At 58.5% G+C, this 13,589-nt stretch carries 16 protein-coding genes; 10 read left to right on the forward strand and 6 right to left on the reverse strand.

Translation table 11 applies throughout. From position 1 onward, the window contains the following. Window positions 1–186: 186 nt before the first annotated feature. The 5 genes from AB1E37_RS23500 to AB1E37_RS23520 form a co-directional block, all read right to left on the reverse strand. Window positions 187–582 (reverse strand): plasmid partitioning/stability family protein, encoded by a 396-nt coding sequence (locus AB1E37_RS23500; RefSeq protein WP_004221983.1) that lies wholly within the window; start codon window positions 580–582, stop codon window positions 187–189. Window positions 583–591: 9 nt separating this feature from the next. After that, window positions 592–1,548, reverse strand: coding sequence for a plasmid segregation protein ParM domain-containing protein (gene parM, locus AB1E37_RS23505; RefSeq protein ID WP_004146678.1), 957 nt, complete (start codon window positions 1,546–1,548; stop codon window positions 592–594). A gap of 147 nt (window positions 1,549–1,695) precedes the next feature. Beyond that, window positions 1,696–1,818, reverse strand: coding sequence for a hypothetical protein (locus AB1E37_RS23510; protein WP_004146677.1), 123 nt, complete (start codon window positions 1,816–1,818; stop codon window positions 1,696–1,698). 5 nt (window positions 1,819–1,823) lie between these two features. Continuing rightward, window positions 1,824–3,239 (reverse strand): melibiose:sodium transporter MelB, encoded by a 1,416-nt coding sequence (gene melB, locus AB1E37_RS23515; protein WP_004218080.1) that lies wholly within the window; start codon window positions 3,237–3,239, stop codon window positions 1,824–1,826. Window positions 3,240–3,331: 92 nt separating this feature from the next. Further along, a complete protein-coding gene (locus AB1E37_RS23520; protein ID WP_023316344.1) occupies window positions 3,332–4,684 on the reverse strand; it encodes an alpha-glucosidase/alpha-galactosidase in 1,353 nt (450 codons plus the stop codon). A 239-nt stretch (window positions 4,685–4,923) separates the two neighbouring features. Between AB1E37_RS23520 and melR the strand changes: the two genes are divergently transcribed. Next, on the forward strand, window positions 4,924–5,862 hold the full coding sequence (gene melR, locus AB1E37_RS23525; RefSeq protein WP_004177781.1) for a transcriptional regulator MelR: 939 nt from the start codon (window positions 4,924–4,926) through the stop codon (window positions 5,860–5,862). A 49-nt stretch (window positions 5,863–5,911) separates the two neighbouring features. Here melR and proP read toward each other — a convergent pair whose 3' ends face one another. Then, the gene (gene proP / locus AB1E37_RS23530) at window positions 5,912–7,414 is read right to left on the reverse strand and encodes a glycine betaine/L-proline transporter ProP (RefSeq protein WP_004177782.1); all 1,503 of its coding nucleotides are present in this window, start codon (window positions 7,412–7,414) and stop codon (window positions 5,912–5,914) included. Window positions 7,415–7,601: 187 nt separating this feature from the next. On the opposite strand from proP, the gene AB1E37_RS23535 reads away from it, so the two are divergent. From AB1E37_RS23535 to phnK, 9 genes are all read left to right on the forward strand, one after another. Continuing rightward, window positions 7,602–7,871 carry a hypothetical protein gene (locus AB1E37_RS23535; protein WP_032448209.1) on the forward strand — a complete coding sequence of 90 codons (270 nt, stop codon included), beginning with the start codon at window positions 7,602–7,604 and terminating at the stop codon, window positions 7,869–7,871. Between the two features lie 87 nt (window positions 7,872–7,958). Continuing rightward, the gene (locus tag AB1E37_RS23540; protein WP_004177783.1) at window positions 7,959–8,294 is read left to right on the forward strand and encodes a zinc ribbon domain-containing protein YjdM; all 336 of its coding nucleotides are present in this window, start codon (window positions 7,959–7,961) and stop codon (window positions 8,292–8,294) included. Between the two features lie 228 nt (window positions 8,295–8,522). Further along, the gene (gene yjdN / locus AB1E37_RS23545) at window positions 8,523–8,957 is read left to right on the forward strand and encodes a VOC family metalloprotein YjdN (protein ID WP_002885221.1); all 435 of its coding nucleotides are present in this window, start codon (window positions 8,523–8,525) and stop codon (window positions 8,955–8,957) included. Window positions 8,958–9,112: 155 nt separating this feature from the next. Further along, entirely contained in the window at window positions 9,113–9,838 is a 726-nt protein-coding gene (phnF, locus tag AB1E37_RS23550) for a phosphonate metabolism transcriptional regulator PhnF (protein WP_004177785.1), read from the forward strand. Then, window positions 9,839–10,291, forward strand: a complete 453-nt coding sequence (gene phnG / locus AB1E37_RS23555) for a phosphonate C-P lyase system protein PhnG (protein WP_004210036.1) — start codon at window positions 9,839–9,841, stop codon at window positions 10,289–10,291. It abuts the gene before it with no gap. Next, window positions 10,288–10,872 carry a phosphonate C-P lyase system protein PhnH gene (phnH, locus tag AB1E37_RS23560; RefSeq protein WP_004221970.1) on the forward strand — a complete coding sequence of 195 codons (585 nt, stop codon included), beginning with the start codon at window positions 10,288–10,290 and terminating at the stop codon, window positions 10,870–10,872. The genes phnG and phnH overlap by 4 nt, the downstream gene beginning before the upstream one ends. Beyond that, a complete protein-coding gene (locus AB1E37_RS23565; RefSeq protein ID WP_004221968.1) occupies window positions 10,873–11,937 on the forward strand; it encodes a carbon-phosphorus lyase complex subunit PhnI in 1,065 nt (354 codons plus the stop codon). It begins immediately after the preceding gene. Continuing rightward, window positions 11,930–12,778 carry an alpha-D-ribose 1-methylphosphonate 5-phosphate C-P-lyase PhnJ gene (locus tag AB1E37_RS23570; protein ID WP_004221964.1) on the forward strand — a complete coding sequence of 283 codons (849 nt, stop codon included), beginning with the start codon at window positions 11,930–11,932 and terminating at the stop codon, window positions 12,776–12,778. The genes AB1E37_RS23565 and AB1E37_RS23570 overlap by 8 nt, the downstream gene beginning before the upstream one ends. Next, on the forward strand, window positions 12,775–13,533 hold the full coding sequence (gene phnK / locus AB1E37_RS23575) for a phosphonate C-P lyase system protein PhnK (RefSeq protein ID WP_004221961.1): 759 nt from the start codon (window positions 12,775–12,777) through the stop codon (window positions 13,531–13,533). Before AB1E37_RS23570 ends, phnK begins: the two co-directional genes overlap by 4 nt. The last annotated feature ends 56 nt before the right edge of the window (window positions 13,534–13,589 follow it).

A 13,589-nucleotide genomic window follows, 5' to 3' on the forward strand; every position in this document is an offset into this window, starting at 1 on the left:
GCCTTACCCGGCCTACAAATGGCACTGGACCCACCATTACACTGGATCCGTAGGCCCGCGCAAGCGTAGCGCCGCCGGGCATGGAGCCGCCTGTTTGCCGAATGGCGGCTACGCCATACCCGGCCTACAAACTAAGCGCAGCGCAAGCCGGGGAGTTTCCCGGGTCGCGCAAACCGGGAATAGCGCTTAATCCGGTAACGAACCGGCGAGATTACGCGCGGAGACGCTCTCGCTCACCGGCGCGGGCGGCTCCGGCGCCTTAGCCGGAGCGGCCGCTGGCGCCTTAGCCGGAGCGGCCGCTGGCGCGGCTGCCAGGGCGGGAGAGGCCGGCTGGATCTCAAGGAACGAGGCCAGCATCTTACGCAGCGTTTCCGGTTTAGTATCTTCCGCCAGCAGCGCCGCCAGCATCGACGGCAAGCGGCTATCGACTTCCCCTAACGCCAGCCCCGCCAGCAGCGCGGTACGCGACATATCGCCGCGGTCGCCACGGTGATGGGCCTCAATTTTTGCGTCCGCGAAGCGCTCGCTGGCGCTGATATCCGGGCGCAGGTAAATCAGCACTTTTCTGCGATCCAGAGTCATAGACGCTCCTTAACCAATAATTTTCAGACCACGCACCAGGGCAAACTGCGGCTCTTCAGCCACCACGAAACGATCCTCGCGCAGACCCATCCGTTCACGAATGGCGTCGGCAACCAGCGGCGCGCCGCCGCCAATGACGATCGCGTGCGAATAGCCTTTAAAGCTATCGATGGCCGTCAGGACACGCGTGGTCAGACGTTCGATACTGTTATTGATCACCTTCTTCACCTCAGAAACCGCATCCGGATCGTTGATGTTGTCGGTCAGGTATTCTTCGTCGTGGCGGTTGATGATTATCTGGTCGACGTTATAGCTGGAGGTGTCGGTATTCGCCCGGGCCAGCGCCAGCTTAACGGCGTCGGTCACCAGCGATACGCCCAGCTTCGGGTCGCCGTAAATGCGCGAAACCGAGGTCATCTGCCCGGCGACCATTGAAATATCCAGCGTGGTGCCGCCAAGGTCGATAATCAGCACCGAATGCGACGGTTTCAGCTCATCACACAGGCTGATACCCGCCGGAATCGATTCCGGGCGCACGGTAACTTTAGTGATATTGAACACCACGCCTTTATTCAGTTTAACGTCGCGCAGCAGGCTCTTTTTCTTGCGCTCAATATTGTCGAGGCGATATTGCGCATCTTCATCATAAAATTCGGTCAGCGGCAGGGTGACCACAATTTCAACATCCTGTGGCTCAAGACCGCTGGTCAGCAGCGCGTGATGGACAGCGATGGAGTTCAACGGGCTGTATTGCCAGTCAATGTTATTGGTTGGGAGCGCATCGGGAGTGATCAGGTCGAATGAGTACTTTTCATCATCCACCGTGTAGTTAAAAGGCTTCCCCGAACCGAAGGTGGCAGACCAGCCGCGTTTAAAACTGTTGGGGCTGATATGGGTGAAAGTTTCGCCATCTTGCTCCCACAGCATTTTGATATTGGTTGAACCATCATCGATAAAAATGCGCATTGCATTGCTCCATCACTGAGACAAATAAGAGAAAAATGTAAGACCCAAAAAGAGTAGCAAGAGTTAAAAAGCAGCGCAAGAGCACGAAAAAGAGACAATTCTGAGTTTTATTTGAGAACAATCGGAGAAACAAACAGTCCAGAACGCTCAAAAAGAGAAATAATTGAGATAAAATAGAGAACTACAGTTTTCTCTTTCTGTCTTTTTAAGACACTGTTTTTTGCTCAAAAAGAGAGCATCCCTCCCCTCTTTCGTCAGCGGTTTTCGCACGCTTTTTACACCTGATTGGGTACCACAATCGGCCGTTCCGGCTCGACGTCATTTTCCGGTACCCGGCGATATTTATCCAGCAGGTGAATCTGAATCCGTCGCAGCATATCGCCATTCAGTTTGTAATAACGGAAATAGAGAAACAGCGTCAGAGCAAAAAAGAGCGTCGGCAGCGCAATCATAATCGCCTGCATCCCCAGCAGCGTGTGGGGCGACTGCACAACATTCGGCACGTAACCGATGATACCGAGCACGATAGCGATAAACCAGGCCGCAAACGCCGAACCGGCTTTGACTACCAGCGTTTGAACGGAATAGGCGATGCTTTCGCAGCGGATATTCATCGTATATTCGCCATAGTCGACGGTATCGGCCACCATAATAACCTGCAGCACCCAGAACAGCGCGGTGCCGATATTCAACAGCACCCCGGCCAGCGAAATCAGCGCGATGTTGTAAACGCCGCCCAGCGCCATCAGCAACAGCACGCCGCAGCCCAACACGGGCATGATCGAAGCACCCGCCCACAGAATGCGCCGCGATAGCCCTTTCACCAGTCGTGGGAACAGGATCAGCGTCAGCAAATTCGCCGCCCCGGCGTAGGACATGTAATACGGGAACATCTCCGCGCTGCCAATCACGTAGGTAAAGTAGTAAATCGCAAAGCCAGCGATAATGTTCGCCGCCGTGTTATAGGCCAGCGCCATGCCTAACAGGCAGGCCAGCTGATCGTTTTTATAGATCAGCGCCACCATCTGGCGCAGTGAGAGGTGGCTGGAGTCTTCGCTCACACCACTGTCGGAGGAGTAAACCTCATGCACGTTGCGCAGGGTGACGAGGGTGGAAACGACGAAGAAGGCGATCAGCACCAGAGTGAACATCTGAAAACCGAAACCGCGATCGGCGCCGCCGACGGCGTTGACGAACGGCAGCGTGACGCCGGCCGTGACAAATCCCGCCAGACTGGCGAAAAAGCGCGGGTAAGGCACCAGCTGCTCGCGTTCGCGTTTATCGAGGGTAATGGTCGGCACCAACGACCAGAACGGCACATCCATGATGGTGTAAGTGAAGCCCCACAGCAGGTAGGTTAGCCACACCCACGCCAGCAGCGCCCCGCCGCTGAAATGGTGTGCGCTGAACAGCATATACAGCACCACCGAGTTGGTTATCGTGCCGATCAGGATCCACGGTTTGAACTTTCCCCATCGCGACCGCGTACAGTTAACGATCCATCCCATAATCGGATCGGCTATCGCATCGAGGATCCTTGCCACCAGGAACAAGGTGCCAACCACCCCGACCGATAAGCCAACAATATCGGTGTAGTAATACATCAGGTACATGTAGACGATACCGATAGCGAAATCTTTACCAAAGGCACCAAATCCGTAGCTGAGCTTTGTTGTCATTGAAATACTCATAGGGTCCAGGTCGCTGTCGCCAGCGCCTCCTTTAGCGTTTGATAGAGCGTGACAGGCACCGCCGGGTTCGTTGCCCCGGCGGCATAAGAGGATTAACGGTGCAGCCAGGCCGGCAGCCAGTCGCCGTGGCTGGCGATCAGATCGTCCACCAGCGCGTAGATCTCTTCGATCCCCAACACCGCGGCGGTGTGCGGATCCATCATCGTGGCGTAATAGACGTAATCGCGATTTTCAGTGAGGATCGCCTCCGTCAGCAGCGTCTGCACGTTGATATTGGTCTGCATCAGCGCCGCCAGATGCGCCGGCAGCGCGCCCACTTTGGTCGGCTGGATGCCGTTGGCGTCCACCAGGCAGGCCACTTCCACACAGCAGCCCTGAGGCAGGTTGTCGATGAGATTATCGTTGCGCACGTTGCCGTACACCACGCTTGGCTCGCCGGTCCAGATGGCGTTCATGATGGTGCTGGCATATTCGCGGGAGGGTTTCACCTCAATGCGCTCCCCGCGCTTATAGCTCTCCAGCTCCTGATGCCAGTTGGCCAGTTGCTCGACGCAGCGTTTAGGGTATTCATCCAGCGGCACTTTATAGCGAGCGAGAAGGTCATCGCGGCCCGGCTTGATAAACCATGGCGTGTATTCCGCGAAATGCTCCGAGGACTCGGTGACGAAGTAGCCCAGCTTTTTGAGCATTTCATAGCGGACGATGTTTTCGCAGCGCGGGTTGCCGTGCAGGTTCGGTTTCGGCGCCCGCCCGTCGGCGTAGGCCTGTAGCAGGTCGGGGTAGATACTGACGTAGCTGCCGTCCGCGAGCTTTTTCTCCAGCGACAGATAGAACGCCATATGGTTAATCCCCGCGCAGCGGTAGCGTAAATCCGCCGGATCGAGATCGAGGTCGCGCGCCAGCTCTTCCGCTGTGCCTTGCACCGAGTGGCACAGACCCACCTGCTTGATATGCGGGTAGCGGGCGTACATCGCCCAGGTGTTCATCGCCATCGGGTTGACGTAGTTAAGCATGGTGGCGTCCGGGCAGACCTCGGTCATGTCGTCGCAGATAGCCCACAGGTGCGGGATGGTGCGCAGCGCGCGCATAATGCCTCCCGGCCCCAGCGTATCGGCAATGGTCTGCTCCAGGCCGTGGCGCTTGCAGACTGCAAAATCGGTGACGGTACAGGGCTCATAGCCGCCAATCTGGAAGGCAACGACGACAAAATCGGCGCCCTGCAGCGCGGTTTTCCGGTCGCGGTGGCAGCTGATTTCGCCGTTCGCGCCCACGGAATCCATCAGCTTGCGCACCACGATATGCGACTCTTCCAGCCGGGTTTCATCGATATCCATCAGCGCGATATGCGCCGATTTCAGCGCCGGGCGCTGGAAAACATCACCGAGAATATTTTTGACGAACACCGTCGAACCGGCGCCGATAAAAGTAATTTTTGGGGCAGACATCACGCACTCTCCATCAGGTCATTGAACACTTGCAGAGTGGCACGCCGCTCCCCGCTGCGCTGCCCTGTTCCCGCCGGAGCATTCCCGAAAGCTCAGATCGGCCATTAAGCGCCACAAAATCTGAGATTTCGGGAACAGATTGAGCAAAAAGGAGAGAAAATGGGCCGATTCTTCCGCTAAGCTGTCGTCAGTTCTGGCGAAAAATGCAGCCACTCTGACAATTCAGGAATACGCTAACGATGGAACACCGCTTCACCTCTCTGCCCCCCGATCCCTTTATGTGCAGCAGCGACGAAAAGCAGAGCCGCAGCCCGCTGGCGCTCTACTCCGAGTATCAGCGTATGGATATCGAACTGCGCCCGCCGCACGCCATGCCCACCAGCCACTGGCACGGCCAGGTGGAGGTCAACGTGCCGTTCGATGGCGACGTGGAGTATTTGATTAATAACGAAGTGGTGCGCATTGAGAAAGGCTATATCACTCTGTTCTGGGCCTGTACGCCGCATCAGCTGACCCGCCCCGGCGATTGCCAGCAGATGGCGATATTCAACCTACCGATGCATCTGTTTCTCTCATGGCCGCTGGACCGGGAGCTTATCAACCACGTCACCCATGGGATGGTGATTAAATCCCTCGCTGCGCAGCAGTTGAGCGCCTTCGAAGTGCGCCGCTGGCAGCAGGAACTGAGCCACGAGAATGAACAGATACGCCAGCTGGCGATCGATGAAATCGCCTTGATGCTGAAGCGGCTGAGCCTCGCCGGCTGGCAGCCGATTCTGGTCAATAAAACATCACGCACCCACAAGAACAGCGTCTCGCGCCACGCGCAGTTTTATGTCAGCCAGATGCTGGAGTTTATCGCTGCCCACTACGACCAGGCGCTGACCGTCAATGCCGTTGCCGAGCACGTGAAGCTCAACCCGAACTATGCGATGGGGGTCTTTCAGCGGGTGATGCAGCAGACCATGAAGCAGTACATTACCGCCATGCGTATCAATCATGTGCGGGCGCTGCTGAGCGATACCGACAAGACCATCCTCGATATTGCCCTTACCGCCGGTTTTCGCTCCAGCAGTCGCTTCTACAGCACTTTTACCCGCTACGTGGGCATGCCGCCGCAGCAGTACCGTAAACTCAGCCAGCAGCGGCGTCACGGCCTGGCCTTGCCGAAGGCATAAAAAATGCCGCCGGGGTTTCCCCAGGCGGCATGATTAACAGTGAAAACGGTTAGTCGTTGATACGCGGATGCTGCTGCACCAGGCGCGACCGTTTTGCCTGCAGATCGGCGATCTCCTGATCGATATCTTCGATTTTTTGCTCGATGTTATCGTAGTGCTCGCCAAGGATTTCTTTCGCTTCCTGGATATCCGACGCCGCCGGGGTCGCCCCTTTCAGCGGACGGTTAGCCGTCTCTTTCATCGACAGGCCCGTCGCCATACCCACCACCGCGATAACCATCAGGTAGTACGCCGGCATCATCAGGTTTTGGGTGGTCTCCACCAGCCACGCCGCCAGGGTTGGCGTCAGACCGGCAATCAGCACCGAGATGTTAAAGGCGCTGGCCAGGGCGCTGAAGCGGATGTGCGTCGGGAACATCGCCGGCAGCGAGGAGGCCATCACCCCGATAAAGCAGTTCAGCACCACCGCCAGCAGCAGCAGGCCGGCGAAGATCAGGCCAGTCACGTTGCTGTTGATCATAATGAAGGCCGGGATCGACAGGGCAAACAGCGCCACGCTACCAATCAGGATAAACGGGCGACGGCCGAAACGGTCGCTGAGCATACCGATAACCGGCTGTACAAACAGCATCCCGACCATGATAGCGATGATGATCAGCACCCCATGATCTTCCGAGTAGTGCAGGTTATGCGACAGATAGCTCGGCATGTAGGTCAGCAGCATGTAGTAAGTCACGTTGGTGGAAATCACCAGACCGATACAGGTCAGCAGGCTACGCCAGTGCTTGGTGGCAATCTCTTTAAAAGAGACCTTCGGCCCGTCCTGCAGTCCTTCACGGTCGCCCTGCTCCATGGTGTCAACATGCTGCTGGAACGCTGGCGTCTCTTCCAGCGCATGGCGCAGGTAGAGACCAATGATACCTAACGGTAGCGCCAGGAAGAACGGGATACGCCAACCCCAGTCGAGAAAGTTCTGTTCACCCACCACGCTGGAGATGAGAACCACCACGCCGGCCCCCATCACAAACCCGGCGATGGAGCCAAAGTCCAGCCAGCTGCCCATAAAGCCGCGCTTGCGGTCAGGAGAGTATTCCGCGACGAAGATCGACGCCCCGGTATATTCACCGCCAACCGAGAAGCCTTGCGCCATTTTACACAGCAGCAGCAGGATCGGTGCCCAGATACCTATCGTGGCATACGACGGAATAAGGCCGATACAGAAAGTACTTATCGACATGATCACGATAGTTATCGCGAGAATTTTTTGCCGACCATATTTATCGCCCAGCATCCCGAAGAACAGGCCTCCTAACGGACGAATTAAAAATGGTACGGAGAAGGTACCCAGCGCGGCAATCATCTGCACGCTTGGGTTGGCATCGGGGAAGAAGACTTTACCTAAGGCGTAGGCCACAAAGCCGTAGACGCCGAAATCGAACCACTCCATCGCGTTGCCCAGGGAGGCCGCGGTGATCGCCTTTTTCAGTTTACCATCATCGATGATGGTCACATCCTTAAGGGTGATGGGCTTTATTTTTTTCCTTTTAAGCATATTTTTCCTCTGCTACTCCGCCTTGAGTGCACGCCTCTTCGCCGAATGGCAAGGCCATTCGCATCGTGCGTCAGGAGCGGTGAATTGCTGTGCTCCTCATTTCAAGCGTAGCAGGTTTGCCTGCACTGTCTGCTGACAGAATGTACAACCGAACCTGTTGACGCCTGCTCTGGCTACTGGTGAATAAATGGAGCGGCTCATCATGATGCTTGATGAAATTGACCTGCTCCCCTTTTTTACCCTAACAGTGTTTATATCTGCGATCAACTTCACAGAAATTTACCGCCTCATTACAGAGTGTCGGAAAATAAATAAGTTCATTTCCTGCCGATCGCGCGGAAATTATTTCGTCGATTTTGCTCCACTTCGGGCGGTTAATTTCAGCGTTTATTCGCTTCTTTCCGGAATAACACCACGGCTATTTTTTAGCAAAAAAACACCCGACAAAAGTGGGTGATTGCGCTATAATCATACCCACTTTCGGCTCTCAGCCGCTGTTTAAAGGACCAACGTCCTGTTTTTCGACGACATCATGAGGAGCGTCATGCAACTGCCACACTGCCCAAAATGCGATTCGACTTACACTTATGAAGATAGCGGCATGTACATCTGCCCGGAATGTGCCCATGAGTGGAACCCTGCCGAGGCGACGGAAGAGAGCGACATTCTGATCGTTAAAGATGCCAATGGCAATTTACTGGCCGATGGCGACAGCGTTACCGTCGTGAAAGATTTGAAGGTTAAAGGCAGCTCTTCGATGCTGAAAATCGGCACCAAAGTGAAAAATATCCGTCTGGTCGAAGGCGATCACAATATTGACTGCAAAATTGACGGTTTTGGTCCGATGAAGCTCAAATCGGAATTTGTGAAAAAGAACTGATTTAATTTCGGGTAGGCGGCGCGATTATTTTTTCACATAACCGTCGCCGCTCCCGATATCCTGGTGGCCGTTTGTCCCCCGGCGCATCCTGTTATTTCCCTCGCCGGCAACCGCTATTTACGCTGTCGCCTGCCGTCATATTTCAGCGCCCCTTTTCGCCCTGCCGTCTGGCTCAATCGCCTGCCGGGCGACTACGCTTTACGGGTTACGGTCACTGAGGTATTCACCATGTCCTTAAGTCCCTACCTTGCCTTTGCGGGCAACTGCGCCGAGGCGATCGCCTTCTACCAGCAGACGCTGGGCGCAGAGCTGATGTTTAAAATGACCTTTGGCGAAATGCCGCCCCCGGCGCAGGAAGCGTCAGATGGCTGCCCGTCTGGCCAGAAGATGGCGGATGATGCTATCGCCCACGCCAGCCTGCGCATCAATAATGGCGAGCTGATGCTGAGCGACAGCGCCTTCGGGCCCGATGTGCATTACGCCGGCTTCACCCTCGTCCTCGATCCCAGCGATGTCGCTGAAGGCCAGCGCTGGTTCGACGCGCTGGCTGTCGGCGGGCGCATTGAGATGGCCTGGCAGGAAACCTTCTGGGCCCACGGCTTCGGCAAAGTCGTCGACCGCTTTGGCGTCCCCTGGATGATCAACGTGGTCAAACAAGGCTGACGCCCCCAGGGCGGCCCGGCCGCCCTGTCATCCGCCTGGCATCAACTCTTCATCCTTTAGTCATCGTCACTTAACCGAAATGCAACATAAACCAGTCAGGATCGGCCCACAACGCGAGGAAGCTCCTCGCCTATGCTGTGTGAGGCTTGATGACTATGCACCTGTCCAGACATCCGACCAGTTACCCCACGCGCTATCAGGAAATCGCCGCCCGACTTGAGCAGGAGCTGCGCCATCACTATCGCTGCGGCGACTATCTGCCCGCCGAGCAGCAGCTGGCGACGCGCTTCGACGTTAACCGCCACACCCTGCGCCGGGCTATCGACCAGCTGGTTGAGCGCGGCTGGGTTCAGCGCCGTCAGGGCGTGGGTGTGCTGGTGCTGATGCGCCCCATCGACTACCCGCTTAACGCCCAGGCGCGCTTCAGCCAAAACCTGCTGGAACAAGGCAGCGATCCCACCAGCGAAAAGCTGCTGTCGGTGCTGCGCCCTGCCAGCGCCCATGTCGCCGAAGCCTTTGGCATCAATGAGGGCGAGAACGTGATCCACCTGCGTACCCTGCGCCGGGTCAATGGCGTCGCCCTGTGCCTGATTGACCACTACTTCGCCGACCTGCGCTTCTGGCCGGTGCTACAGACCTTCAGCCACGGCTCGCTGCACGATCTGCTACGCGATCGGCTCGACGTCGAACTGACCCGCGTACGCACCAAAATTAGCGCCCGCCGCGCGCAGGCAAAAGAGAGCAAGCTGCTGGAAATCCCCAATATGGCGCCGCTGCTCTGCGTCCGCACGCTCAATAGCCGCGAGGGCGAGTCGCTCACGGCGGAGTACTCCGTCAGCCTGACCCGCGCCGACATGATTGAATTTACCATGGAGCACTGAATGCACTTCGATACCGCCACCCGCCAGCGCTGGATGTCCGTGCTGGCCCACAGTGAACCGCAGGACCTTCTGGCGCGCATGCAGTCCCTGCAGCTGGCGCCGGAATATGAATTGATTCGCACCCCGGAAACCGGGCTGGTACAGCTCCAGGCCCGCATGGGCGGTATCGGCGACCGCTTCTTTGCCGGCGACGCCACCCTTACCCGCGCAGCGGTACGCCTGGCTGACGGTACCCTCGGTTACAGCTGGATCTTAGGCCGCGACCGCCCGCACGCTGAACGCTGCGCGGCGATCGACGCCCTGCTGCAGTCGCCCCGCCATTTTCACACCTTAATGGAAACCCTGATAACCCCGCTGGAAGCGCTACGCAGCGCGCGCATTGAAGCCCGACGCGCCGAAGTCAACGCCAGCCGGGTCGACTTCTTTACCCTGGTTCGCGGAGATAACGCATGACCTTACAACCCGCTTTTACCCTGGCTGTGCAGGATGCCCAACACAGTTTTCGTCGCCTGCTGAAAGCGATGAGCGAGCCGGGGGTGATTGTCTCCCTGCAGCAGCTTCAGCACGGCTGGCAGCCATTGAACGTGGCCTCCACCAGCCTGCTGTTGACCCTTGCCGATCATGAAACACCGGTCTGGCTCGCCAGCGCTCTGCGTAACGATCTGGTGGGACAGAATCTGCGCTTTCATACCGGCGCGCCGCTGGTGGACCAGCCGCAGCAGGCGGTTTTTGCCATCGCCAATGACGGCATCAGCGCCGAGCAGCTCAACGTCCTTTCCGCTGGCACCGTCACCGCGCCGGAAACCGGCGTCACACTGATCGTTCAGCTTGCCAGCCTCAGCGGCGGACGCATGCTGCGCCTGACCGGGGCAGGCATTGCCGAAGAGCGAATGATCGCGCCGCAGCTGCCGGACTGCATCATCGACGAATTAACCGAACGCCCGCATCCGTTCCCGCTGGGCATCGACCTGATCCTCACCTGCGGCGAGCGCCTGCTGGCGATCCCGCGCACCACCCACGTGGAGGTGTGCTAAATGTACGTTGCCGTCAAGGGCGGCGAGAAGGCGATCCGCGCCGCTCACGCCTTACAGGAACAGAAACGACGGGGCGATGGACGGCTTCCCGAACTGAGCGTCGAACAGATAGGCGACCAGCTCAGCCTGGCGGTGGACCGGGTGATGACCGAGGGCGGCATCGCCGACCGCGAACTGGCGGCGCTGGCGCTGAAGCAGGCCAGCGGCGATAACATCGAAGCGATCTTCCTGCTGCGCGCCTACCGCACCACCCTGCCGCGGCTGGCGGTCAGCGAACCGATTAATACCGCGGAGATGCGCCTCGAACGCCGCATCTCCGCAGTGTATAAAGATATCCCCGGCGGCCAGCTGCTGGGCCCCACTTACGACTACACCCACCGCCTGCTCGATTTTACCCTGCTGGCCAATGGCGAAGCGCCGTCTGTGCAGCAAGCCGATGGCGAAGCAGAGCCGACGCCGCACGTCTTTAGCCTGCTCACGCAGCAGGGGCTGGCGAAGACCGAGGAAGATCGCGGCACGCCGCCCGACGATATCACCCGCACCCCGCCGGTCTACCCCTGCTCGCGTTCCTCGCGCCTGCAGCAGCTGATGCGCGGCGATGAAGGCTACCTGCTGGCACTGGCCTATTCGACCCAGCGCGGCTATGGCCGCAACCATCCGTTTGCCGGCGAGATCCGCAGCGGCTACGTGCAGGTGGAAATCGTCCCGGAAGAGCTGGGCTTTAGCGTCAATATTGGCGAGCTGCTGCTGACCGAGTGCGAGATGGTTAATGGCTTCGTCGCCCCGCAGGAGGAGCCGCCGCACTTCACCCGCGGCTACGGCCTGACCTTCGGCATGAGCGAGCGCAAAGCGATGGCCATGGCGCTGGTCGACCGTGCGCTGCAGGCGCCGGACTATGACGAAGAGATTGCCAGCCCGGCGCAGGATGAAGAGTTTGTGCTGGCCCACGCCGATAACGTCGAAGCGGCCGGCTTCGTCTCGCATCTGAAGCTACCGCACTATGTCGATTTCCAGGCCGAACTGGCGCTGCTGAAACGCCTGCAACGGGAGAACGAACGTGGCTAACCCACTGACTGGCTATAACTTTGCTTACCTCGACGAGCAAACCAAGCGCATGATCCGCCGGGCTATTCTCAAAGCGGTAGCGATTCCCGGCTACCAGGTGCCGTTCGGCGGGCGCGAAATGCCAATGCCCTACGGCTGGGGCACCGGCGGCATCCAGCTGACCGCCAGCATCATCGGTGAGAACGACGTGCTGAAGGTGATTGACCAGGGCGCGGATGACACCACCAACGCGGTGTCGATTCGTCAGTTCTTTAAGCGCGTCACCGGCGTCGCCACCACCGAGCGTACCGAAGACGCCACCCTGATCCAGACCCGCCACCGGATCCCGGAGACGCCGCTGGTGGAGGATCAGATCCTGATCTACCAGGTGCCGATCCCGGAGCCACTGCGCTTTATCGAGCCGCGTGAAACCGAAACCCGCACCATGCACGCCCTGGAAGAGTACGGCGTCATGCAGGTGAAACTGTATGAAGATATCGCCCGCTTCGGCCATATCGCCACCACCTACGCCTATCCGGTGAAGGTCAATGGCCGCTACGTGATGGACCCTTCGCCGATCCCGAAATTCGATAACCCGAAAATGCACATGATGCCGGCGCTGCAGCTGTTCGGCGCCGGGCGCGAAAAGCGGATCTACGCCGTGCCGCCCTATACCCCGGTGGAGAGTCTCGATTTCGACGACCATCCCTTTACCGTGCAGGAGTGGGATGAGCCCTGCGCCATCTGCGGCTCGCGCCACAGCTACCTCGACGAAGTGGTGCTGGATGACAGCGGCCAGCGGATGTTTGTCTGCTCCGATACCGACTATTGCCGCCAGCAGAGCGAGGGGCAGAAAAAATGAACCAGCCATTACTTGCTGTGAATACCCTGACCCATCTCTACGCCCCGGATAAAGGTTTTCGCGATGTCTCCTTCGAGCTGTGGCCGGGAGAAGTGCTCGGCATCGTCGGCGAGTCCGGCTCCGGTAAAACCACCCTGCTGAAGGCAATCTCCGCCCGCCTGACGCCGCAGCAGGGCGAGGTGCTGTACCAGCAGCGCTCGCTGTACGCCATGAGCGAAGCCGAACGCCGACGCCTGTTGCGCGCCGAATGGGGCGTAGTGCATCAGCACCCGATGGACGGTCTGCGTCGCCAGGTCTCCGCCGGGGGCAACATCGGCGAACGGCTAATGGCCACCGGCGCCCGCCACTACGGCAACATTCGCGCCACCGCCGAAAAGTGGCTGCAGGAGGTGGAGATCCCCCCCTCGCGCATCGACGACCTACCCACCACCTTCTCCGGCGGCATGCAGCAGCGTCTGCAGATCGCCCGCAATCTGGTCACCCAGCCGAAGCTGGTGTTTATGGATGAACCCACCGGCGGGCTGGATGTGTCCGTGCAGGCGCGGCTGCTAGACCTGCTGCGCGGCCTGGCGGTGGAGCTGAATCTGGCGGTGGTGATTGTTACCCACGATCTCGGCGTCGCTCGCCTGCTGGCGAACCGTCTGCTGGTGATGAAGCAGGGCCAGGTGGTGGAGAGTGGCTTAACCGACCGGGTGCTCGACGATCCGCACCATCCTTACACCCAGCTGCTGGTGTCGTCGGTGTTGCAGAATTAATGCTGTTTTGCCGGGTGGCGGCTGCGCCTTACCCGGCCCACAGGTGCGTTATTCGT

The sequence above is a fragment of the Klebsiella sp. Shm-1 genome, assembly GCF_040804525.1.
GTDB lineage: Bacteria > Pseudomonadota > Gammaproteobacteria > Enterobacterales > Enterobacteriaceae > Klebsiella > Klebsiella pneumoniae.

What these genes read in the sequence shown, in the direction of transcription:
- AB1E37_RS23540 (WP_004177783.1), top strand. Translation starts at nt 7,959, where the DNA reads ATGCAACTGCCACACTGCCCAAAATGCGATTCGACTTACACTTATGAA.
- phnK (WP_004221961.1), top strand. Translation starts at nt 12,775, where the DNA reads ATGAACCAGCCATTACTTGCTGTGAATACCCTGACCCATCTCTACGCC.
- AB1E37_RS23520 (WP_023316344.1), bottom strand. Translation starts at nt 4,684, where the DNA reads ATGTCTGCCCCAAAAATTACTTTTATCGGCGCCGGTTCGACGGTGTTC.
- melB (WP_004218080.1), bottom strand. Translation starts at nt 3,239, where the DNA reads ATGAGTATTTCAATGACAACAAAGCTCAGCTACGGATTTGGTGCCTTT.
- phnF (WP_004177785.1), top strand. Translation starts at nt 9,113, where the DNA reads ATGCACCTGTCCAGACATCCGACCAGTTACCCCACGCGCTATCAGGAA.
- AB1E37_RS23565 (WP_004221968.1), top strand. Translation starts at nt 10,873, where the DNA reads ATGTACGTTGCCGTCAAGGGCGGCGAGAAGGCGATCCGCGCCGCTCAC.
- AB1E37_RS23500 (WP_004221983.1), bottom strand. Translation starts at nt 582, where the DNA reads ATGACTCTGGATCGCAGAAAAGTGCTGATTTACCTGCGCCCGGATATC.
- phnH (WP_004221970.1), top strand. Translation starts at nt 10,288, where the DNA reads ATGACCTTACAACCCGCTTTTACCCTGGCTGTGCAGGATGCCCAACAC.
- melR (WP_004177781.1), top strand. Translation starts at nt 4,924, where the DNA reads ATGGAACACCGCTTCACCTCTCTGCCCCCCGATCCCTTTATGTGCAGC.
- proP (WP_004177782.1), bottom strand. Translation starts at nt 7,414, where the DNA reads ATGCTTAAAAGGAAAAAAATAAAGCCCATCACCCTTAAGGATGTGACC.
- phnG (WP_004210036.1), top strand. Translation starts at nt 9,839, where the DNA reads ATGCACTTCGATACCGCCACCCGCCAGCGCTGGATGTCCGTGCTGGCC.
- parM (WP_004146678.1), bottom strand. Translation starts at nt 1,548, where the DNA reads ATGCGCATTTTTATCGATGATGGTTCAACCAATATCAAAATGCTGTGG.
- yjdN (WP_002885221.1), top strand. Translation starts at nt 8,523, where the DNA reads ATGTCCTTAAGTCCCTACCTTGCCTTTGCGGGCAACTGCGCCGAGGCG.
- AB1E37_RS23535 (WP_032448209.1), top strand. Translation starts at nt 7,602, where the DNA reads ATGGAGCGGCTCATCATGATGCTTGATGAAATTGACCTGCTCCCCTTT.